The following is a 21,226-nucleotide window of genomic DNA, read 5'->3' as shown; positions in this document are numbered from 1 at the left end:
CGGGACCTTGTCCCCACTTGCGAGCGCCGTCACGCTTTATGGGCGCGTCGAAAAGCTGCAGGTAGGTTATGCTACTGACACGTAACCTACGGTACCGTAGGTTCTGGCAGCGTTGCCGAAAGGAGTTAAACGATGACAGCACTCGGGTTGGATGCACTTCCGGTCAAACCACGCATGCGCGGATGGATCCATCTGTGGGCACTCTGCGTTTCCGTCGTAGCGGGCATCGTTCTCGTCGCGGTGGCGGGCGCTCAAGTCGGAGCCAAGGCGGCCTTGGCCACGGCGATCTACAGCATCACCATCTGTGGCCTTTTCGGCATCAGCGCGACCTATCACCGCATCCACTGGAAAACCGTCGACGCCCGCATCTGGATGAAGCGCGCCGACCATTCGATGATCTTCCTGTTCATCGCGGGCAGCTACACACCGTTTGCGATGCTGGGCTTGCCCAGCGAGACCGGCACTGTCGTCCTTGCGGTCGTCTGGGCTGGTGCACTCGCAGGCGTTGCGCTCAAGATGCTGTGGCCGACAGCCCCTAAGTGGGTGGGTGTGCCGCTGTACCTGATTCTGGGATGGGCCATCGTGCCCGTCGCCGGTGAGATGACCCACCAGGTTGGCGTCGCGCCGATGGTGCTGTTACTGGTCGGCGGAATCCTCTACAGCGTCGGAGCAATTCTCTACGCCACCAAATGGCCGAACCCGTGGCCCACGACGTTCGGACATCACGAGTTCTTCCACGCCGCAACGGTCGTCGCGGCAATCTGCCACTACATCGCCGTCTGGCTCGTCGTCTTCAACTGACGCATCACCGCTGCGCTGGTCCACCGAACAGAACTGCCGAAACCAAGCAGTGAACTTTCCACACATTCTCCGGCCCAGGATCGAATCCGAGCAGACGGCCGACATCGGGAACCACGTTCAGCGCAGCATGCACGACGAACATGCTCTCGGGCTCCGTGAGCTCCGGTCGGATCTCACGGAGCAATCGCGCCCATTCGACCACGTAGAGTTTTTGCCGACTCTTCAAGTCATTTCGATGACTGGGCAACAGATTGTGCATCTCGGAGAAGTAGATGGACATCAACTCGTGTTGCGCAAAAGACAAGTCGACATACATCAACGACAGTGATGCCAGTGCCTCGGCCGGCGAATCCGACGCGTCCAGCACCGACACCGTAGCGACGTCCAGGCGATCTGCAGCCCGGTAGAAGATGGCGGAGAGAAGGTCGGCTTTGCTCGGGAAGTATCGGTACATGCCGGACGCGTTCAAACCAGCTGCGGCAGCTATCTCTTCGATCTTGACGTCGTGGTAGCCATGGGAGTCGAAGAGCCGCACCGCTTCATGCAGTAGACGCTCCCGCTTGTTGTCCCCCAGCGGCGCAAGCACCGAGCGGCGGCTTTGTGGATTGTCCTGGCGACCTCGCGCAAATCTCGCCTGATCTATCGCCACACATGCACTCAGCAGGATGCGTTCAATTGTCTTCTGCGGCAAGACGAGATTGTGGGCCGTGATGCTTCCGATCGCGCTGAACATCGCGGCCACCACAAGCCTTGCGTCGCGCTCACTGACCGGAGTGTCCGACGGTGACAAATGGGCACCCACCCGGCGATTGATCAGAATCGAATGCTCGCGAATCACCGCTTTGTCTGATGGTTCGAGAAACCTGCTCTCCCAACGGTAGATACCCGCGGTCCGGCGATTGCTGATCGTGGTTCGGATTACAGCCAGCAGATCGCGCGGAAGCCGATCGGCATCTTGCCCGCTGCTCTCCACCGCATCGAGAGCCTCGGTGAGCGCTTCCATCAACGACAGCGCCGAATACTGAAACAGTGCGTACTTCTTCGGAAAATGGCGGTAGAGAGCCGAGGGCGAGATGCCCACCGACGACGCGATGTCTTCGACACTGACACCGTGGTAGCCGCGCTCACTGAAGGCGATTGCCGCTGCGGCCGCAATTTGTGCCTTGCGGTCTTTCGGTCTCTTCTTTGCTTCGACCGCACGACTCCGACCGACGGCCGGAGCAACCCTCAGGTCTCTTGTTGTCACTGTCTCCGGCCTGCTTCCCTATCGAGAATAGTCATACACATCTTGCGCGCACCTACCGTGCACGCACTCGAAGATGCAGCTTTCAACTGTAGTTATATCAAGTTTCCGTCGCCAACCAGACAAGTTCTGAGAAGAATTCCCATTCACATAACTATTGCCGCACGCGAGTTGCTGTGAAATGATTCACACATAATCCGCCACGATCGCACCCCTGCACGTCGGCCCGTCTCGACGCCTGAACACACTCGACATCTTCAATGAAAGAACTTGAGCTGCAAAGGAATAGAACCAGGTGACGTACGAACTGCCAGCCTCGAAAGGCCCGGTACGAGACGTAGCGCTCGAGGGCGGCTACCTGATCGGATTCTCGGTGCAGGCACTGTTCGGCCTGTTCACGGCCATCATCCGCAGGCGGCTCTCGTTGCACGAGACGATAACTCAAACGCTCTTCATCGGCCGGGTGAGCACCGGTCCGTCCCTGCTGCTCATGATCCCGATCGGGGTCTTCATCGCGGTATCGGTCGGTGAGCTCGCGGGGCGAATCGGCGCAGGCGGTTACTCCGGTGCAGTTGTCGCGTTCATCATCGTGGGTCAGGCCGCAGCACTGGTGTGCGCGCTGATGATGGCAGGGGTTGCCGGATCGGCAATCTGCACCGATCTGGGCTCACGGAAGATCCGCGAAGAGATCGACGCCATGGAAGTCATGGGTATCGACGTCATCGAGCGTCTTGTTGCTCCGAGATTGGTTGCAGCGGTAGTTGTTTCCCTAGCTCTATGTTCCATGGTCACGTTCGGCGGAGTGATTGCGTGCTACCTCTACCACATCTACGTTCAGCATCTGCCTGCCGGAACATTCATGGCGACGTTCAGCCAGTACGGCCGGTCATCCGACTTTGTCATGGCCTTGGTCAAGGCCGCGATCTTCGGTATCGCTTCGACTTTGGTCGCCACCTTCAAAGGACTCCACGCCAAGGGCGGCCCCCGCGGCGTCGCCGATGCCGTCAACGAAGCCGTGGTCATCGCCTTTGCTCTGGTCTTCATCGCCAACACGGTTCTGTCCGCGCTGTATACCGTGATAGTTCCGGCAGTCGGTGAATTCTGATGTCGCTCGTCGATCTACGGATCAGAGCCCACCAGGCGAGCAGACCGCTGCGGACCGCTGCCGACGGTTTGGTGTCGCTCGGTCAGCATGTGACGTTCTACGTCCGTACAGTCGCGTCAATTCCGTTTGCCCTCACCAAGTATCGCAAGCATGTACTCGGTCAGATCAGCGAAGTCAGCTTCGGCACGAACTCGCTGCTGTCGGGCGGCGGAACTATCGGCATCGTGTTCGCGATGTCCCTGGCAGCCGCAATGATGCTGGGTGTCGAAATGCATCGAGGACTCGAACTCGTGGGCATGACCTCACTGTCCGGAATGCTGTCGGCCGTTGCCAACACACGTGAACTTGCGCCGGTTGTTGTTGCAATTGCGTTGGCCGCCAAGGTCGGAACGGGCTTTACCGCGCAAATCGGCGCCATGCGCATCTCCGACGAGATCGATGCCTTGGACTCGATGGCGATCAGATCCATCCCGTTCCTCGCCGGCACTCGGGTGATCGCGGCAATGATCTGCGTCATTCCGATCTACATGATCGGTCTGCTGGCCAGCTACCTGTCGACCCGCCTTGTCGTCGTGTTCTTCAATGGCGCATCGGCGGGAACGTACGACTACTTCTTCCACCTCGCGATCTCCCCACAGGATCTTCTCTACTCCGGTCTCAAAGCCGTGGTCTTCGCAGCCGTTGTCGCGCTTGTGCACTGCGCCTACGGATATTACGCCTCCGGTGGACCGGCGGGTGTGGGTCAGGCGGCCGGCCGCGCGCTCCGCACTGCAATCCTGGCGATCGGAATCCTGGACGTCATCATGACTTTCGGCCTGTGGGGTCTCGTTCCCCAAATCCCCGGAATGGGGGTCTGAGCCGTGGACAGACTTACTACGCGCACCAAGATGGCCTACGCACTGCGCGGCGCGGTGGCTATAGCGGTAGCCGTCGTCGCCGCCGTCGCCATGGTGTTGCGCGGCTCGGGCAATCTCGAACGCAGCACCGATGTGTACGTCGCGGTTCCTGCCGACGCCGGGTTGATCAGTGGCGAGGCCCCGGTTCGATACCACGGGGTCAATATCGGCCGCATCGGCGACATCGATTCGGGTACTACAGAATCGGTGGTGCAGCTGCAGATCGATACCGGTGAAGCGTCGAAGATCCCGGCAGACGTCGTGGCACGGGTAGTACCCCGGACATTTTTCGGCGACATCTACATGCAGCTTGTCGACAATCCGAATGCCCAGAGTCAGACAACGCTGTCGCAGGGCGACACCATCCCCATGGACACCGGTCCCGAAGCCGTCGCACTCTACGACGTGTACACCGAACTGGTGTCGGTACTCACCGCGATGCGCCCCGAGAAAATGCACACCGCTCTGACCGCGCTGGGTCAGGCCTTGGACGGGAACGGCGCCGAAATCGGTGCCACTATCGACAATCTCAGCGCCGCCTCGGCAGTGCTGACACCGGCGGCACACCAATTCCTCGATTCGACACCGGAATTCACGTCGGTTGTCGACGCATTGGACCGCGCAACTCCCGACATACTCGACACCCTTGCAGCGGCCACGTCAGTCTCCAACAGCATGGTCGCCAACCAGGAAAACCTCGAGAGGTCGATGAGTGCGGCCGCGGTCTTCGCCGCGACGCTCGACAACTTTGTCGCCGAGAACACCGGCAACATCATCACCGTCATCGACTCCACCGGAAAGATACTCGCAACAACAGCAGCCAACCCCGAAGGCCTACGCTCCACTCTGGCCAATGCCGGCGCTTTCGGCGCCGCCGGTGCGCGGGTATTCTCCACCGGAAAATTCAACATCACAGCAGTTCCCACGTTTGCCGATCCGCTTCCGTACACAGGCGAGGATTGCCCTCAGTACGTGGATGAGCGCGGCGCGCAGTGTTCGGGTACCAATCTGAGTTCGGGCACCACTCTGATTCCGGTTACCGGTGGCGCTGACGAAGCCTCAGCGCTTCTCTTTCTCGAGGATCAGCTGCTCGGCAACCCGCCACTCGACAACACGCCACTCGACAACACGGCCGGCGATGCCACCGCTCCCAACCCCGCAACAACTCTCATGTTGGGGCCGTTGGTCCGGGGAAACGAGGTGAGTATTCCGTGAAAATTCGGACCGCTCAGGTAGTTCGCTTGTCACTGTTCTGTATCACCGGGCTCGCGTGCGCGTCGTTCGTGGCAAACACGCTGTCGGTACCGGTTCGTGGGGACACCGCTTCCTATTCGTTCGAGTTCACGGACGTGGAGGGCTTGAATCCCGGTAATCCGGTGACCATGTCGGGTGTCCGGATCGGCAGGGTGGACTCGGTCGCGTTTGCCGACAACGGTGGTGGCACAAGCAAAGCGATCGTCGACGTGGAGATCGAATCGCAGTATTCTCTCGCGTCCGACGTTCGGGCTACCGTCCGCTACGGCGACATGTTGGGCGCCCGCTACCTCGCACTGACTCACAATGACGATGCGCACTCGGGACCAGCATCGGTGTCAGCGAGAACGCTGGAACCTGGTGGGACTGTTCCGCTGACGCAGACAACGCCCCCGATCAACCTGACCGCGTTGATGAACGGCTTCAAACCACTGTTTGCCGCATTACAACCCGAGCAGGTCAACACACTCACTCGGAGTTTTGTCGAAACGTTCAACGGGCAAGGTGGCGCGATCTCCGCGCTTCTCGACCAGATCGCCGTCATGACATCAGGTCTCGTCGACCGCCAAGATGTTTTTGCGCAACTGTTGACGAACATGAACACACTCCTCACCTCCGTCGACGATCGCCAACCCGAAATGGTCAGCCTCCTTGACGGTTTGAACGGTCTCAGTACCTCGGTTGTCGAACAGAACGACCAACTTGCCACACTTCTGGATCAGGGAAACCGCACCGTCTCGTCGTTGGCTCAGCTGATGACCGGATCGAACGGATCTTTCGGCACGACGGTTGCACAACTCGAAAATGTTACCGCCGGTTGGATTGCGAGCACCGACGAATTCAATCGACTTGTCGCGAACCTCCCCCAGTTTGCCGATGCCGCAAACAGGATCGGCAGCTACGGAAGTTTCATCAATCTTTATCTGTGCAATTTCACACTGAAGGCAGGGGACGTGGAAGCCAATATCTTCGGCGCAACACATTCGCCGGTGTGCTCATGATGTTTCTGGTCAAGCTGATCGACGTTTTTGTCGGCATCATGCTCTTTCTGTTCAAAGGGGACCGTCGCCAGAGCGGCAGCGGAACGGCTTTGGCGTTGGGCAGCCTCGGGATCTTTGTTCTGGTGGTCGGACTGGCTGCCGCGCTGGGTATTCCGAAACTCTGGTACAACGTTCGAACGTCGGCATACACAGCTGAATTTGCCAATGCCAGTGGACTTTCCGACACCGACCCGGTGTACGTAGCCGGAGTTCCCGCCGGACGGGTGGATTCCATCGAACTTGCCGGAGACCACGTGATCGTCAGCTTCCGCCTGGACAAGGATCAACCGTTGGGCAACCAGAGCACCGCCACCGTCCGACTCAAGACCGTCCTGGGTAAGCGTTACCTCGAAGTGGTGCCTGCCGGTGTTGTGGACGACAACGACGGACGCGTCATCCCGCTCTCGCGAACAACGGTGCCGTACAGCCTCGACGACGTCAGCGCCGACGCAACCCACGCGGCAACCGGCGTAGATCTGCAAGCGATGGAGTCGATGATGGACACTCTCTCGCAGGTGATTCCGACCGACTCCGATCAGGTCGGCCGAGCGCTGGCCGGAATCAGTGGTGCCTCCGCAGCCTTCGCACAGAACGGCGAGCAGATCGACCAAATCCTGACGATGTCGCGAGAGCTGTCGGACATGGCTGTGGCGCAGACTGATTCGATAGTGAACACGGCCGCAAACGCTCAGACCATCGTGCGCACACTTGCCATGCGCAAGGACGCCCTCACTCAACTCGTCGACAACCTGACGATCATCATCTCGAAGCTTTCCACTACGTTCACCGCGCACGAGGGCGAATTCGGAGCACTGACAGACAACCTGGTCGCCGTCACCACAACGCTGAAGAACAATGCTGATCAGATCGACCTGCTGATGACACGTCTTCCGTCTGCACTGCGCTCGGTCACCGACGCCACCGGCACGGGCGACTGGACCGACGTCAATGCACCGGCAGCCGTGATCCCGGATAATCTGCTCTGCGCGCTCGGCATCATGGAGGGCTGCAAGTGAATCCACGAAAAGCTGTCACTGCCCTGCTCGTCGTGACCCTCGCGATCGCGCTGCCAGGCTGGTACATCTTCGGACGAACCGATCAGTCGACGACCGTCTACGCCGATTTCAGTTACGTCGGGGGGATCTACGAGGGAAGCAAGGTCACAGTTCTCGGTGTCGGCGTCGGGACAGTCACGTCGGTCGAGCCCCGCGGAACATCGGTTCGGGTGGCGATGTCCATGCCGACCTCCGTGGAACTTCCGGCAGATGCGTCGGCGTATGTTCTCAATCCTTCGGTGATCAGTGATCGCCACATCGAACTCGGACCGGCGTACACCGGCGGAGACACTTTGGAAGACGGCGATCAGATTCCCGTCGAACGCGCACATTCCCCAATCGATTTCGACGGTTTGATGGGAAGCGTCAGCACCTTGGCCGAAGCATTTGCCGGCGACGGCGGCAATCTCGGGGATCTTGTCAGTCGCGGTGCGGCCGGGTGGGCGGGCCAGGGCGATCAATTCAACACCGCAATCCGAAACCTCAGTACGGCAACGGGAGTAGTCGGTGCTCGGTCCGAAGACATCGGCGCACTCGTCGACAACCTCAGCACCTTGATGGCCGCTCTCGACGCCCGGCAGGTCAGTCTCGACGAACTGGTCGGCGACTTGGGCCAATTGGGTGATCAGTGGTCGAGCCAGAACATGGACATCTCCCAACCACTTCAGGATTTACAGGTAGTGTTCGATCAGCTGGAGCGCTTCATGACCACTCACGGCGACGACGTCGGTGCCATCGCCGGCAACGTTGCGGTCCTCGGCGACGTACTGGCGGCAAAACAACCGGGTCTCGCCGAATTCATGGACCTTGTGCCGTTGATGATGGCAAACCTGTCCGGCACCATCGGCCCCGATCAGCGTGGACGTATTCGACTCAATGTCTCGACAGCACTGACGCAATTTGCTGTGGCGCAACCGTTGTGCGAGACGTACAAGCTGCCGATCTGCACCGGCGCCGGCTTCACCAACCCCATTTCCTTCCCGCTCAGTGAGTCCGATCCGCTCGGAATCGCGTCTGCGGTATCCGGCGGCGTGGCCTCGGGAGGTGGCAACTGATGCGGCAGTCTGTTCGGATAGTCACCGCAGTCGCGGCAGTAGGTGTTGGTTGCGCGGTGGTCTTTGCGTTCGGCGGTTGCAGCGCCGGTATCCAGGATCTTCCGTTGGGCCGCTCGGCAGACGGTGATGCGTACACCGTGGCAGTGCAGTTGGCGGGCGCTGACGGTCTTGTTCTGGGAGCCGACGTCCGCAGTGGTCAGAAGGTGATCGGACGGGTATCCGCACTGTCCGCAGACGTGGTCGGAGCCCGGGTGAGTCTGAGTCTGGACACTGCGACTCAGTTGCCGGACAATGTCGAAGCATCCGTCGAACTTCCCTCAGCGCTGGGTAATCCGTTCATTCGACTACTTCTGCCGGAAGTACCATCGAGTTCGGTGTTGAGCGACGGTGACACCATTCCGGAGTCCCGCACCGAGATCGGCCCGCAGGTGGAAAGTGCACTCGCGACACTCGGGACAGTTCTCACCGGGAGCGGCATCGACCAACTCGATACCGTCGTGAGAGAACTCAACACTGCGTTCTCCGGCCGGTCCGGTGAGGTGCGCTCCCTGACCGATACTCTCACCTCCCTCATGGCGGAAGCCAGTAGTCATCAGGACGAGTTCAACGAGGCCGTCGATCTCGCCGCTCGGGTCTCCTCGCAGCTCGCCGGACAACGCGAGATCATCGACAACTATTTGGATTCCGTCCCTCAGGTGGTGTCGATTCTTGTCGGTCAGAAGGATCAGATTTCCAGCCTGTTGAACTCGACGGTTCAACTCGCCGTCAACGCGAACACGATTCTCGACTCCTCTCCGGGCGGGTTCGACAGCATGCTCAAGGATGCGTCGACCGTTGTCGGGACTCTCGATTCGTTCAACTCCGAGATGGGCCAGACACTGGCAAATATGAACGGAATGCTCGAAAGTTTCACCTATGCGGTGCGCGGCGACTACCTGATGTTCGACGGCGCCCTCGACATTCCCGGCACGATCGACAAACTCTGGACCGGTGGGATGGCCGGCGGCGCAGCAGCTATCGCGGCGCCCGGAACTCTGACCGATCTTCTGCAGGGAGGCCGACGATGAAACGTCTTGCGCTCGTGCAACTTGTCTTGTTTGCGCTCACCGCTGCCGTCGTCATTCCGTTCGGCATCGTCTACGTCGTCGGTCCACAAGGTTTCGGAGATCACATCCGGCTTCACGCCACCATGTCCGACGCTTTCGGCCTGACCGCGGGAACGGTGGTCACGTACCGCGGGGTGCAGGTGGGAAAGGTCAGCGAGGTTGCTCTCGACTCGAGTACCCGTTCCGCTCGCGTAGAGCTCTCGCTCAACGAAAACGCCGAGATACCCGCCGACAGTGTTGCCAAAGTGACGATGGGAACTGCCGCCGGAATTCAGAACGTGGACATCTATCCCAACACCGATCAGGGACCTTACCTTCAGGACGGCGACGAGATCGCGATGCCGGCGGATCAACAGCCGGTTCAGATGAGCCAGTTGATGCTTCAGGCGTCGGATGTGCTCGAGGGTCTCGATCCGCAGGCGATCAGCGACATCGGAACCGAATTGGGAAACTCGTTCAACGGACTCGGCCCAAGTCTGTCCACGATGATCGAGAACGGTGGGACGCTGTCCGCACAGTTGAACGATCAGTCCGCGGAACTCGCGGCGCTGCTCTCACGCACCTCGACCTTGGTTGATTCCATGTCAACACAATCGGATTCGTTTGTCCGCGGGATGTCGGCTGCCAAGAACTTCACCGAGCAACTCGATTCCAACGCGCCGGTACTGATCTACCTCACCGATCATTCACCGGCAGCGTTGAGCAGTGCACAACAGTTGTTCGACCAGTACCACAACACTTTTGGAGCCGTCTTGGCCAATCTCGTGACAGTTGCTCCGATCATCTCCGACCGCACGGATGCCCTGGAAACGGGATTGGTCACGATCCCTCGAGGCCTCGCGGATCTGGCTTCGATCGTGAAGGGTGATCGCGCCGATTTTGCGCTGGTCGCCACACAAGGACCGGTATGCAACTACGACACTCCCAGGCGCGAAGTCGGTGATCTCTCCCCCACCAGCCCGAACCTCGCGATGTACTGCCCACCGGCCGATGATCTGGTCCAACGCGGAGCGCGAAATGCTCCGCGACCGAACGATCTCGGGTTGCAGAATGCCACCATCCCCGGCACGCCGATCGGCCCGCCGGTTGTCGATGATCCCATTCTCATTCCGACCGGCGTAGACGCACTGAACTATTGGAGATCGATGTTGGAAGGACTGGGAAATGGCACCCGCTGAAAGCACACTGATGGAAACGACCGAGCAGGAATCGGGTGACCAGCCGGACCGTCCGTCGTTGCTGCGACGCCTGAAGACGCCGCGCACCGCCCTGACTGCCGTATTGGCGCTGGCACTGGTCGCAGCAGTGGCGGCGTGGGGATTTCAGATGTATTCGGAAAGCCAGGACAACACTCTGCGCCAGGAAGCTCTCGACACTGCCCGCGAATACTCGGTCATCATGTCTTCCTTCGATTACCAGGATCTGGACGCGAACAAGGACTCGATTGCCTCCATGTCGACCGACGAGTTTGCCGGCACTTACCGAACCATGGTCGATTCGCTGCGCGATGTCGTCGCCGGCGGGCAGGGGCAGGCAACCGCTACGGCGGCACACGTAGGTATCGAGTCCATGGACAGTTCATCGGCAACAGTTCTGGTGTTCGTCGATCAGGAAGCCAAAAATGTTGCTGCGCCGCAAGGGAATGCGCAGAAGTATCGGATGGTCATCTCGATGGTCCGATCGAACGACCAGTGGCTCGTCAGCAATGTAGAGACGAAATAGGAGGGTCGATGCCCACTCATTACCTGGATTCCGAACAGACCGAGTCGTCACTTCGAACCGATCAGACGCGAATCACCATCACCGGCCTGCGCCGGCGGTGGGCCAGGAAACCTGCTCACATCACCGATGCGCTCGACTTCTGGTCGTTTGCCGGCGCCGCCGCCAACGTCGTCCTGCAACTCGGCTGGCCGGAAGTGGCGTACGGCGTCATGGAAAGCAAGGTCGAGTCAGGTGCTCTGACGGCACATCCGTGGAAACGCGCGCGGACCACCACGCAATATCTGACTGTCGCGATTCTGGGTAACGAGGAAGAGCGTCTGGCGTACCGCGAAGCAGTCAACTCGGTGCACCGGCACGTACGGTCAGATGCAAACAGCCCGGTCAAGTACAACGCCTTCAACCGTGAACTCCAATTATGGGTCGCGGCTTGCCTGTTCATCGGATTCGAAGACAGTCACCAGTTGCTGCACGGTGTGATGTCCGAAGAACAGGCGGAGTCGTTCTACCAATCCGCCTCTACTCTGGGAACCACTCTGCAGGTTACCGAAGAGATGTGGCCGGCCACGCGCGCGGATTTCGAACGGTACTGGAACCTCGGCTGTGAACGTGTGATCATCGACGAACGCACCAGCCGGTATCTCAACGATCTGATCGACTTACGCATGATTGCCTGGCCACTGCGCCTGGTGTTTCGAAACCTGCTGCGATTTCTGACAATCGGGTTTCTTCCCCCGATCTACCGTGACCAACTCGGACTCGAGTGGACCGAGGACGACCGTCGACGCTTCGAACATCTCTTCATCTTCGTGTCCTTCGTCAACAGATTCATACCTCGATCGATCCGGCAGGCAGGCAACACCATTCAGATGCGCGACCTCCGTCGCCGGATCAAGCGAAGCAAGAACCTCGTCTGAACTGTGGACTGTCCCGTCAGACCAACGGAATCCCCTTGGCTATCCGGCGACGCACATCCCACAGGTAGAAGTTGTACGGGAACATGCGAATGACCTTCGGGGTAACTCGATTGACTGCCGCCGCGACGCGCATCGATCGGTCGAATCCGCGCTGCCTCCGTTCGGACCACGGGAGGCGCATTTCGTCCCGGAAGGATTGCGGCAGGAATCCCGTCGCGAGAAAGCGATTGAGCGGTCCGACCAAGGGATGCAACAACTTCGGGGTGAAAGTAGCCGACGCGATCCCGTACAGGTGCTCACGGATCGTGTCGTCGATGCTGACCTTGTTCAGGTTCTCGTTCCAGTAGACCTCGAATGCGTCTCGATCCACCGGCCACATGTCGCGGCGCATCTGGAGGGTGGTGCCGAAACTTGAACTACGCTGATAGAAGGCGTCCTGGGTTGCGGGGTCGAGGTCTCCGTACAGTGCCTTGTAGACGTCCTCGAAGCCGCGGTACAGGCAGGCAGCAACCCACAACTGGAGTTCGGGATCGAACGCGTTGTACTCGACGGCACTGTTCTCGTCCGAACGGACATACTTGTGTGCTCCGTTGACTGCGCGCCGGTACTGCTTCTTCTCGTCCTCGGTGGCGAGGCTTGCCACCGCCAGGTAGGTCAGCGTTGTGCGAGTGCGCTTGACCGGATGACGGTCCAACCTGCCGGTCTCGACCTTGCTCTCGTACACGCCGTAACCCACCGCGGGGCGCGCAAGTTGCATGATTACGTTTGCGCCGGCGGCCAACAGTCCCAACCCGGACATCGCCTTCTCGACCTCAGCATCGATGTCGATCGAATCTCTACTCACCGTCACGGCATTAACCCCTTCGAGTCGGATATCTGCGAACGCGTGTTCTCAGATGAGTGAAGCGCTGAAACCTCACGATGTCAATAGCTTCGAGATGCCAAGATGGTCTACATGAATGACCAACCGCGTTTGTACGGTGGCGTCGACGGCGCCCTCCGCGTCGCTGCGCGCCGCGAGACGCTGATCGAAGCCGGGCTCGAACTGATGGGATCAGCCGAACCCGAACTGACAGTGCGTGGGGTGTGCAAACAGGCTGGTGTAGCTGCCCGGTACTTCTACGAGAGCTTCACCGACCGCGACGCCCTGATCTCCGCGGTGTACGACACGGTCATCACGGATATCGCCGTCTCCACCCAGGCAGCAGTGGACGCGGCCGACGCCGAACGAGACAAGGCAGTGGCGGCCATAGCCAACATCGTCCGCACCGTTGCCCGCGACCCAAGGCGCGGGCGACTACTCTTCTCGAGCGCGCTCACAAGCCCGCTCCTCGTCGAGAAACGCCGGGCGTCGACCACGATATTCATCGGTCTCCTCGCCGCCAACGCCAAGAGCTTCTACCGACTCGGCGACAGCGGCCAGCTGACGCTGACGGCAACCTTCCTGGTCGGCGGCCTCGCTCAAACGCTGAGCGCATGGCTCGACGGATACATCGACGTCACGGAAGACGAACTGGTTGCCGAATGTGCGGCGATCCTGCTCGCTCCGGCAATGCCGCCGTCCTGAGGGCCCTACTCGAAGCTCAGTCCCAGAGGCCGATGTTGTCGAGGTGGGCGAGCAGACGAGCGGCACCGTCGGAGAACTGAACTCGCATCTGCGCGTCCACTTGCTCGAGGTCTCGTTTCTCGAACGCCTCGATCAACTTGTCGTGGCTCGACACCGCAAGCTCACCCCAGCCCGCGTCGGTCGCGTACAGCCGCGCCGGGGTGTAGCGGATTGCACCGAACAGGAACCACGCCAATTTTGCCCCGCCCGCAGCAAGATTGATCAGGCGGTGAAATTGGAATTCGCACTGCTCGATCGCAGCCGCATCCGACGCGTCGACCGCTGCCCGTAAATCGGCATTGAGCTCGACCAACTCTGCAAGCTGGTCAGCGGTGATCTTGTCAGCGGCCCGCAACGCCAATTTGACCGCAATCTGCCCCTGCAACCAGAAGATGTCTTCGATGTCCTGGCGACTGAGCGGCGATACCAGATAGCCACGGTGGGGAACCAACTCGACCATCCCCTCGCCGCGCAACGCGACCAGAGCCTCCCGAACTGGCGTGACGCTGACCCCGAGGTCGGCTGCGGTTTCGTCGAGGCGAACGAACTCGCCCGGACGAACCTCCCCGGACATGATGAGGTTGCGAACATGGTTCGCCACATCCTCGGACAGCTGTGGCCGTCTCCTCAGCTCAGACGTCACCCTCCGAGTGCGTGCAGACGTTGCCACAACCGATCCTCACAGTCCGTACGTTTTGCCGATGATGTCTCGCTGAATCTCGTTGGTACCACCATAAATGGAAGACACCAGAGTCTTTCGCACATGATGCTCCATGTCGAATTCCGTGGCGTAACCGTACCCGCCCATCATCTGCATGCCCTCGAGCGCAACCTTCTTGGCGGTTTCGGTGAGCTTCAGTTTTGCCATCGACGCCTCGCGCGGGAACATCTTCATCGGATTGGCGTCGACCATCCTGGCGACGCTGTAGACCAGCAGTCGGCCGCATTCGATCTCCGTAGCCAGATCCGCGACGCGGTGCCGAAGCGCCTGGAACGAACCGACAGGACGCCCGAATTGCTTACGGGTGGTGATGAATTCGAGGGTGTCATCGAAAGCCCGCTGCGCCGTTCCGAGCATCATCGCCGCCAGGATGAGCCGTTCGATATTGAGCCCCGCCATGAGTTGACGCCAGCCGTTGCCGACCTCGCCGACCACAGCGTCGTCAGGCAGCAGGACGTCGGTGAAGTAGAGGTCGTTGACCTCCTTGCCGCCCATCGTGTCGATTCCGCTGATCTTCAGGCCGGAAATATCTGCCGGAACGTGGAACATCGTCAGGCCCTCGTGCTTGCCCTCACCTCTCGACGTACGCGCGACGAGCAGGATGTTCTCGGCGAAGTGCGCATTGGAGCACCACGTCTTCTGTCCGTTGATCAGCCATCCGCCGTCGACCTTCTCGGCACGGCAACTCAAGTTACCGACGTCCGAGCCCGCCTCGGGTTCCGACATCGAGATCGACTGCGAAGCCCCTCGGACGATGCCGCCGAGTACCGCTTCCTTCTGCGCCGGACTGCCGAACTTCTCGTACGCCGCCCCCGTGATGACCGTCGGGCCGAGTCCGCCGATCGGCGCCATCCCCTTGGCCGCTTCCTCGAGGAAGATGCACAGGTCAACCGTGCTGCCGGCCGATCCGCCGTACTCCTCCGGCACAGTCAGTCCAAGCCATCCCAGTTCCGCCATTTTCTCGTAGTACGCCTGATTGTGGTTGTGCGCTCCGTGATCGGTCAGCAGGTCTCGCTGCTCGCGCGTACCGCTTTCCTTCTTGCAGAACGCGGCCACCGACTTGGCAAAATCAGACTGCTCCTGCGTGAAATCCATGTGCATCGAAAACTCCCGGGTGAGAAATGGCTGGAGGCTTGTCGGACCTCCGTCCGACGCATACTGTGACTACCAGCACAGTAAATCACATCACATATATGTGATGCGTCGACTCCTGGAGGATCTGAGAAATATGACCGAACAGCTCGGCCGACACAGCACGTCCACAGATCCGACGTCAGGCGATCCCACCTTCGCGAGCCTCGACCCTCGCGATGACACCGTGATCGCGCAGTACCCCGTCGCCGATCAGCAGGCGGTCGACAAGGCCGTGGCCGCAGCACACACCGCAGCGGCGTGGTGGGATCAACTCGGTTTTGCAGGGCGAAAGAAAGTCCTCGGTGACTTCCGGGCTGCCATTGCCTCCCACGCGGATTCGATGGCGTCGATCATCTCCACGGAAACCGGAAAGCCGAGCGACGACGCGCTACTCGAAGTGATGTTGGCAGTCGAACATCTCGACTGGGCCGCCCGCAACGCACAGAAGGTGTTGCGCCGCAGACGCGTCGGTGCAGGCCTGATCAGCGCCAACCAATCCGCCTCCGTCGGCTATCGGCCGATGGGCGTCGTCGGTGTAATCGGTCCGTGGAACTATCCGCTGTACACACCGATGGGATCGATCGGGTACGCACTGGCCGCCGGCAACGCCGTCGTCTTCAAGCCAAGCGAACTCTCACCAGGCGTCGGCGTCGAACTGGCCCGCCTGTGGAACCTCGCAGCACCCGGACATCCTGTCCTCCAAACCATTACCGGCGACGGCAAGACCGGCGCACTGCTGTGTTCGTCCGGGGTGAACAAGATTGCGTTCACCGGCTCGACGGCCACCGCAAAACGCGTCATGGCTGCCTGCGCCGATACCCTGACTCCCCTGGTTGCCGAGTGCGGCGGCAAGGACGCCATGCTGGTGGATTCCGACGCCAACCTTGATGCCGCCGTAGCCTTCGCGGCATTCGGTGCGGTCGGCAACGCCGGACAAACCTGCGCCGGTGTCGAGCGCATCTACGTCGCCGCCCCGGTCTACGACGCCTTCCTGTCGAAACTCACTGCGGCGCTGCGCGATGCCCGCGCCGGTTCGACCTACGGCCCCATGACGCTGGGCAAGCAGACGGCGATCGTGCGAGGTCAGATCGAAGACGCGCTCGGCCGAGGAGCCAAAGCTGTTCTCGGCGGCCTCGAGTCCTTCCGTGGCCCGTTCATCGACCCGATCGTCCTGACCGACGTACCGGAAGATTCCACCGCGGTCACCGAGGAAACGTTCGGACCGAGCGTCGTGGTGAACAAGGTTGCCGACATGAACGAAGGCATCGAGCGCGCCAACGCGTCGAAGTACGGATTGGGCGCGTCGGTGTTCACGAAGAGCACATCGAAGGGGCGGGCAATTGCCGAGAAACTCGAATGTGGTGTGGTCACCGTCAATTCGGTTCTCGGATTTGCCGGAATCGCCGCCCTCCCGTTCGGCGGTGTCGGTGATTCCGGATTCGGCCGCATCCACGGGGCAGACGGACTGCGCGAGTTCAGCAGCGTCAAATCGATGGCAGTTCAGAAGTTCAGCGCACCACTGGATCTACTGACCATCGAGCGGAAGGCGCGCGACATGAAGATCTCGCGCTGGATGTTGGCAAAGCGGCACGCCAAGTCCTGACCAGGTCAGTGCGCCAGCGCAAGCGCCAAGCCTGCTTCGTCTGTGACCGGGCGGTCACAGACGAAGCCTCGGCAGACGTAGGCCGCTTGAGCGCCGTCGACCAGAGGCCGATCTGCCAGCAGCGGTGAGGAATCCGGCTCACCTGCGACGATCACGGCGCCGCCGGGGGCGAGGCGACGGGCCGCGTCCAGCAGATCACCGTCACCCACAACAGCTACCTGGATCGGCCCGCGCAGCGACGCTTCCGCCACCGCAAGCCAATGCCCGGCCGAGCGCGGAGCACGCTCGAGCGGCAACGATGCGCGTGCAAGGGAGTCGGATACGGCTTGGGCATAGCGAGAGGCGCGCTCGGGCTCGGTGAGCGCAGCCGCCGTCAACAGCGCCTCCGTGACAGTTGACGCTCCCGACGGTGTTGCGCCGTCCATCGGATCGCGGGGTCGGGTCACCAAGCTTTCGGCAAAATCTGCTGTGTCGAACCAACTTCCGGGCTCGGCTGGGTCGGCAAAATGATCGAGAGTGAGGTCGAGCAACTGCCGCGCGGTGTCGAGCCACTCCGATTCCCCGGTTGCCTGGTACAGCGCGAGGAGTCCGGTGGCCAGGGCTGCGTAGTCCTCGAGGACCCCGGCGGGCTCACCGACAACGCCACCGAGAGATGCGCGGCGCAATCTGCCGTCAACGAGATGCAGGCCGAGAAGGGTGTGCGCGCACACCCGTGCAGCGTCAATCCATTCGGGTCGATTCAGTGCAAGCCCGGCTTCCGTCAAGGCGGTGATGCTGAGCCCGTTCCATGCGGTCACGACTTTGTCGTCTCGGCCAGGCTGCGGACGGTCTTTTCGCACTGCGCGCAGTGCGTCGGAAACCTTCTGCCAGCGCGACCAATCGTCGGGATCGCTGAGCAACTGCAACACCGATGCACCATCTTCGAAGGTTCCGTCGGCGGTGACGCGGAACAACTCTGCCGCCCACCGTCCGTCGTCCTCGCCGAGCGCATCGATCAGCTGGCTGGGCGTCCACACATAGGTCGATCCTTCGACGCCGTTGGTGTCCGCGTCCAGAGCCGAAGCGAAGCAGCCGTTTTCGGTTCGCAGATCGCCGAGAATAAATCCTGCGGTTTCCTCCGTGATGCGGGCCGCCAACTCGGAACCCGTCCGACGTGCCCAGTGCGCGTAGAACCGGAGCAGCAACGCATTGTCGTAGAGCATCTTCTCGAAATGCGGAACCACCCACTCCGCGTCGACGGAGTAACGGGAGAAACCGCCGCCCAACTGGTCGTAGATACCGCCGCGCGCCATGGCTTCACCAGTGCGCTGCAGTCCACCGAGAATATTGTTCGAACCGGTCCGCTCGAACTGCCGCAGCAGTCCTTCGAGCAACGCGGACGGCGGAAACTTCGGGGCGCCGCCGAAACCGCCGCGGGGCAGGTCCTCATCCGCCAATACTGCCTGGCCCGCTGCGTCGAGGAGCGCGGCATCGATCGGCGCACCGCTGTACGGGATTCCACCCGACGCGCGCGCCAACTCCGTCACGATCGACGACGCAGCATCGTCGACCTCGCCGCGACGGTTGGCAAATGTCTCGGCAATCGCTTCGAGAAGCTGTATGAACGAAGGCATTCCACCGCGCGGCGCCGGCGGGTAGTACGTGCCGCAGTAGAACGGCGAACCGTCAGGAGTCAGGAAACACGTCATCGGCCAGCCACCCTGACCGGTCATCGCGACCGTGGCATTCATGTAGACGGCGTCGATGTCAGGCCGCTCTTCGCGGTCCACCTTCACGCAGACGAAGTTGTCGTTCATGATCGCCGCGATGTCGTCGTTCTCGAACGATTCGTGGGCCATCACGTGGCACCAGTGGCACGCCGAGTATCCGATCGACAACAGAATCGGCACGTTACGTTCGCGTGCCCACTCCATGGCCTCCGGCCCCCACTGCTGCCAGTGGACCGGATTGTCGGCGTGCTGACGAAGGTAGGGACTGGTGGACCCACCCAGATTGTTCTTCATCCGTGGGTCCATGTGCCCTACCTCGCTCGCGTCAGGAATCGTGCTTGGGAGTCTTCTCGGCTGATGCGTCGCCGGCATCCGTTTCCGGGGTGGCGATCGCACCACGATCCGTTCCTTCATCCAACTGCTGATCGGCTTCCGGGTGTTCGGGTTCGAAAGTTTCCGGCAACTTCTTGAGCTGACGGTTCATCGACACGACCAACAGGATCACACCGATGAACAATGCCAAGACGACAACCAGTCCGACCGGCGACGACTTGCCGAACTCGGGGCCGGAGGGGTTACTCGGGCTCTGTGCAAGCAATTGTGTTGTGCCGATTACCAATTCGGCGGATAGTGCATTCACTTTCAGACGTCCTCTTCAAGACCTGCGAACAGGTCGGTTTCCGGGATGGACGTAGAAACCCGCGTCTTCGCGAGTTCGAATTCTTCTGTGGGCCAGATCTTCTGCTGAATATCGAGCGGCACCGCAAAGAACGAACCGTTGGGGTCGATCTGCGTCGCATGCGCACGCAAAGCGTCGTCGCGCTGGGGGAAGTAATCGCCGCAGGCGATCTGGGTGGTGACCCGGACCATCATGTCACCGCGCTCGGTCTTCCACTTCTTGAGCCAATCCGCCATGGGGAACGGCTCGCCGCGGCGCTCGTACTCCTCTTGGAAAAGTTCGAGACGCTTACGGATGAAGCCGTGCGAGTAATAGACCTTCTTGATCTCCCACGGTTCGCCGTCCTCGGGATGATATTCCGGGTCGGCAGCCGCTTCGTACGCAGCCATCGACACCTCGTGGCACCGAATGTGGTCGGGGTGCGGGTATCCACCGTTCTCGTCGTACGTCGTGATGACGTGCGGACGGAATTCGCGGAACACCTTGACGAGTGCGCGCGTCGATTCCTCGAGCGGCACCAGCGCAAAGCAGCCCTCCGGAAGCGGCGGCAACGGATCACCCTCGGGCAGGCCCGAGTCGACGAAGCCCAGCCAGCGGTGCTTGACGCCCAGAATCCGCGCAGCTTCCGCCATTTCTTCCTGGCGCACCTCGCTGATGCGGTCGCGGACGCCGGGGACATCCATGGCCGGGTTGAGAATGTCGCCACGTTCACCCCCGGTGAGCGTCAGGACCATCACTTCATGGCCTTCGGCTGCATAACGGGCGGTGGTGGCCGCACCCTTGCTCGACTCGTCGTCGGGATGGGCATGGACGGCCATGAGCCGGAATCCGCTCACGTGTTCGTTCACCTCAACTTCACCTGTAGCCGTTACCGGCGTCTGCTCCGAACTCTTGCCGTCAAACCTACCGGCAGCGCCAGTGGGCGCGTCCTCTATAGTTCCACCCGAGAGTTCCTGATGCAGCCATGACCCCAGTCCGCGGTTGCGTAGAACACGAACTCGAGTCTTCGAGAGCAGAGTGATGAGTAATACGCTTCCCCAAGATCGGTACCCGAGCGCGACTCGCACGGGCGGTTCCAAGAAGTGGATCGTGTGGGCTCTGACCGCCCTCGTCATCGTTGTGGGCACCGGTATCGCCTACGTCGGATACACCAAATTCTCGGTGAAAGAGATCACGACCGAAACGATCTCGTACGACATCGCCGACGACTCGACCATGAAGATCCGGTTCACCGTCACGCGTGACGATCCGAGCCAGGAAGCTGTGTGCATCGTTCGCGCCCGCTCCAAGGGCGGATCCGAAACCGGTCGACGCGAGGTTTACGTTCCCGCTACGACGTACCAGACCTTGGAGTTCAACACCGAGATCAAAACGTCCCTCCCACCAGGCATGGCCGACGTCTTCGGATGCAGCCTCGACGTCCCGGAGTATCTGACCAAAAACTGACTGCGCCTACTACCCGCCCTGTCCGACGTTTGAGTTCCGACAGGGCGGGTAGTCCTGCGTGATAGAATTGCTTGGTACACGGTTCCGGGTGGAACCGTGTATTGCTGCATTGACGGCCAGGTTGGCGTCGAGCGCAG

21 protein-coding genes are annotated in these 21,226 nt (G+C 60.8%); 14 read left to right on the top strand and 7 right to left on the bottom strand.

Annotated features, from left to right (window positions below; genetic code table 11):
* The first annotated feature begins 132 nt into the window (after window positions 1-132).
* Window positions 133-801, top strand: coding sequence for a PAQR family membrane homeostasis protein TrhA (gene trhA / locus CJ178_RS28310; protein WP_033234512.1), 669 nt, complete (start codon window positions 133-135; stop codon window positions 799-801).
* A gap of 4 nt (window positions 802-805) precedes the next feature.
* Here trhA and CJ178_RS28305 read toward each other — a convergent pair whose 3' ends face one another.
* Window positions 806-2,047, bottom strand: coding sequence for a TetR/AcrR family transcriptional regulator (locus CJ178_RS28305; protein ID WP_033234513.1), 1,242 nt, complete (start codon window positions 2,045-2,047; stop codon window positions 806-808).
* A gap of 292 nt (window positions 2,048-2,339) precedes the next feature.
* On the opposite strand from CJ178_RS28305, the gene CJ178_RS28300 reads away from it, so the two are divergent.
* The 10 genes from CJ178_RS28300 to CJ178_RS28255 are packed head-to-tail and all read left to right on the top strand — an operon-like array spanning window position 2,340 to window position 12,191.
* On the top strand, window positions 2,340-3,149 hold the full coding sequence (locus CJ178_RS28300) for an MlaE family ABC transporter permease (RefSeq protein ID WP_033234514.1): 810 nt from the start codon (window positions 2,340-2,342) through the stop codon (window positions 3,147-3,149).
* Entirely contained in the window at window positions 3,149-4,006 is an 858-nt protein-coding gene (locus tag CJ178_RS28295) for an MlaE family ABC transporter permease (protein ID WP_033234515.1), read from the top strand. The genes CJ178_RS28300 and CJ178_RS28295 overlap by 1 nt, the downstream gene beginning before the upstream one ends.
* 3 nt (window positions 4,007-4,009) lie before the next feature.
* The gene (locus CJ178_RS28290) at window positions 4,010-5,260 is read left to right on the top strand and encodes an MCE family protein (RefSeq protein ID WP_033234516.1); all 1,251 of its coding nucleotides are present in this window, start codon (window positions 4,010-4,012) and stop codon (window positions 5,258-5,260) included.
* Entirely contained in the window at window positions 5,257-6,300 is a 1,044-nt protein-coding gene (locus CJ178_RS28285) for an MCE family protein (protein WP_033234517.1), read from the top strand. The genes CJ178_RS28290 and CJ178_RS28285 overlap by 4 nt, the downstream gene beginning before the upstream one ends.
* A complete protein-coding gene (locus CJ178_RS28280) occupies window positions 6,300-7,355 on the top strand; it encodes an MCE family protein (protein WP_033234615.1) in 1,056 nt (351 codons plus the stop codon). Before CJ178_RS28285 ends, CJ178_RS28280 begins: the two co-directional genes overlap by 1 nt.
* Complete coding sequence (locus CJ178_RS28275) at window positions 7,352-8,449, top strand: MCE family protein (RefSeq protein WP_033234518.1); 1,098 nt, start codon at window positions 7,352-7,354, stop codon at window positions 8,447-8,449. The genes CJ178_RS28280 and CJ178_RS28275 overlap by 4 nt, the downstream gene beginning before the upstream one ends.
* A complete protein-coding gene (locus tag CJ178_RS28270; protein WP_257013487.1) occupies window positions 8,449-9,516 on the top strand; it encodes an MCE family protein in 1,068 nt (355 codons plus the stop codon). Before CJ178_RS28275 ends, CJ178_RS28270 begins: the two co-directional genes overlap by 1 nt.
* A complete protein-coding gene (locus CJ178_RS28265) occupies window positions 9,513-10,733 on the top strand; it encodes an MlaD family protein (protein ID WP_045069360.1) in 1,221 nt (406 codons plus the stop codon). Before CJ178_RS28270 ends, CJ178_RS28265 begins: the two co-directional genes overlap by 4 nt.
* Window positions 10,720-11,277, top strand: coding sequence for a hypothetical protein (locus CJ178_RS28260; protein ID WP_045069359.1), 558 nt, complete (start codon window positions 10,720-10,722; stop codon window positions 11,275-11,277). Before CJ178_RS28265 ends, CJ178_RS28260 begins: the two co-directional genes overlap by 14 nt.
* An 8-nt stretch (window positions 11,278-11,285) precedes the next feature.
* On the top strand, window positions 11,286-12,191 hold the full coding sequence (locus CJ178_RS28255) for an oxygenase MpaB family protein (protein ID WP_045069357.1): 906 nt from the start codon (window positions 11,286-11,288) through the stop codon (window positions 12,189-12,191).
* A 16-nt stretch (window positions 12,192-12,207) separates the two neighbouring features.
* Here the strand turns inward: CJ178_RS28255 and CJ178_RS28250 are convergent, their stop codons facing one another.
* Entirely contained in the window at window positions 12,208-12,990 is a 783-nt protein-coding gene (locus CJ178_RS28250) for an oxygenase MpaB family protein (protein ID WP_045069871.1), read from the bottom strand.
* A gap of 147 nt (window positions 12,991-13,137) precedes the next feature.
* Between CJ178_RS28250 and CJ178_RS28245 the strand changes: the two genes are divergently transcribed.
* On the top strand, window positions 13,138-13,758 hold the full coding sequence (locus CJ178_RS28245) for a TetR/AcrR family transcriptional regulator (protein WP_052683598.1): 621 nt from the start codon (window positions 13,138-13,140) through the stop codon (window positions 13,756-13,758).
* A 16-nt stretch (window positions 13,759-13,774) separates the two neighbouring features.
* Here CJ178_RS28245 and CJ178_RS28240 read toward each other — a convergent pair whose 3' ends face one another.
* Window positions 13,775-14,467, bottom strand: coding sequence for a GntR family transcriptional regulator (locus CJ178_RS28240; protein WP_033234523.1), 693 nt, complete (start codon window positions 14,465-14,467; stop codon window positions 13,775-13,777).
* 9 nt (window positions 14,468-14,476) lie between these two features.
* The gene (locus tag CJ178_RS28235) at window positions 14,477-15,619 is read right to left on the bottom strand and encodes an acyl-CoA dehydrogenase family protein (RefSeq protein ID WP_095888500.1); all 1,143 of its coding nucleotides are present in this window, start codon (window positions 15,617-15,619) and stop codon (window positions 14,477-14,479) included.
* Between the two features lie 127 nt (window positions 15,620-15,746).
* Between CJ178_RS28235 and CJ178_RS28230 the strand changes: the two genes are divergently transcribed.
* Window positions 15,747-17,255, top strand: a complete 1,509-nt coding sequence (locus CJ178_RS28230) for an aldehyde dehydrogenase family protein (protein ID WP_095888499.1) — start codon at window positions 15,747-15,749, stop codon at window positions 17,253-17,255.
* A 5-nt stretch (window positions 17,256-17,260) separates the two neighbouring features.
* On the opposite strand, the gene CJ178_RS28225 is transcribed toward CJ178_RS28230, so the two are convergent.
* Genes CJ178_RS28225 through mca form a run of 3 tightly spaced genes read right to left on the bottom strand, consistent with a single transcriptional unit; the run spans window position 17,261 to window position 20,479 of the window.
* Window positions 17,261-19,270 carry a thioredoxin domain-containing protein gene (locus CJ178_RS28225; RefSeq protein WP_095888498.1) on the bottom strand — a complete coding sequence of 670 codons (2,010 nt, stop codon included), beginning with the start codon at window positions 19,268-19,270 and terminating at the stop codon, window positions 17,261-17,263.
* 19 nt (window positions 19,271-19,289) lie between these two features.
* Window positions 19,290-19,604: a hypothetical protein gene (locus CJ178_RS28220; protein WP_033234527.1), complete on the bottom strand. Its 315-nt coding sequence runs from the start codon at window positions 19,602-19,604 to the stop codon at window positions 19,290-19,292.
* Window positions 19,605-19,606: 2 nt separating this feature from the next.
* On the bottom strand, window positions 19,607-20,479 hold the full coding sequence (mca, locus tag CJ178_RS28215) for a mycothiol conjugate amidase Mca (RefSeq protein ID WP_033234618.1): 873 nt from the start codon (window positions 20,477-20,479) through the stop codon (window positions 19,607-19,609).
* Between the two features lie 184 nt (window positions 20,480-20,663).
* On the opposite strand from mca, the gene CJ178_RS28210 reads away from it, so the two are divergent.
* A complete protein-coding gene (locus CJ178_RS28210; protein ID WP_033234528.1) occupies window positions 20,664-21,089 on the top strand; it encodes a DUF4307 domain-containing protein in 426 nt (141 codons plus the stop codon).
* The last annotated feature ends 137 nt before the right edge of the window (window positions 21,090-21,226 follow it).

Origin of the sequence: Rhodococcus sp. ACPA4 (assembly GCF_002300185.1) — a bacterium.
Classification (GTDB): Bacteria; Actinomycetota; Actinomycetes; order Mycobacteriales; family Mycobacteriaceae; genus Rhodococcus_F; species Rhodococcus_F globerula.
Note: the sequence above shows the minus strand (reverse complement) of the source record. Positions and strands in the feature narration are given on the sequence as shown.

Coding starts and splice junctions, on each gene's coding strand:
- trhA (WP_033234512.1), top strand. CDS start 133: ATGACAGCACTCGGGTTGGATGCACTTCCGGTCAAACCACGCATGCGC.
- CJ178_RS28295 (WP_033234515.1), top strand. CDS start 3,149: ATGTCGCTCGTCGATCTACGGATCAGAGCCCACCAGGCGAGCAGACCG.
- CJ178_RS28280 (WP_033234615.1), top strand. CDS start 6,300: ATGTTTCTGGTCAAGCTGATCGACGTTTTTGTCGGCATCATGCTCTTT.
- CJ178_RS28270 (WP_257013487.1), top strand. CDS start 8,449: ATGCGGCAGTCTGTTCGGATAGTCACCGCAGTCGCGGCAGTAGGTGTT.
- CJ178_RS28265 (WP_045069360.1), top strand. CDS start 9,513: ATGAAACGTCTTGCGCTCGTGCAACTTGTCTTGTTTGCGCTCACCGCT.
- CJ178_RS28260 (WP_045069359.1), top strand. CDS start 10,720: ATGGCACCCGCTGAAAGCACACTGATGGAAACGACCGAGCAGGAATCG.
- CJ178_RS28255 (WP_045069357.1), top strand. CDS start 11,286: ATGCCCACTCATTACCTGGATTCCGAACAGACCGAGTCGTCACTTCGA.
- CJ178_RS28250 (WP_045069871.1), bottom strand. CDS start 12,990: ATGTCCGGGTTGGGACTGTTGGCCGCCGGCGCAAACGTAATCATGCAA.
- CJ178_RS28245 (WP_052683598.1), top strand. CDS start 13,138: ATGGTCTACATGAATGACCAACCGCGTTTGTACGGTGGCGTCGACGGC.
- CJ178_RS28235 (WP_095888500.1), bottom strand. CDS start 15,619: ATGCACATGGATTTCACGCAGGAGCAGTCTGATTTTGCCAAGTCGGTG.
- CJ178_RS28230 (WP_095888499.1), top strand. CDS start 15,747: ATGACCGAACAGCTCGGCCGACACAGCACGTCCACAGATCCGACGTCA.
- CJ178_RS28225 (WP_095888498.1), bottom strand. CDS start 19,270: ATGGACCCACGGATGAAGAACAATCTGGGTGGGTCCACCAGTCCCTAC.
- CJ178_RS28210 (WP_033234528.1), top strand. CDS start 20,664: ATGAGTAATACGCTTCCCCAAGATCGGTACCCGAGCGCGACTCGCACG.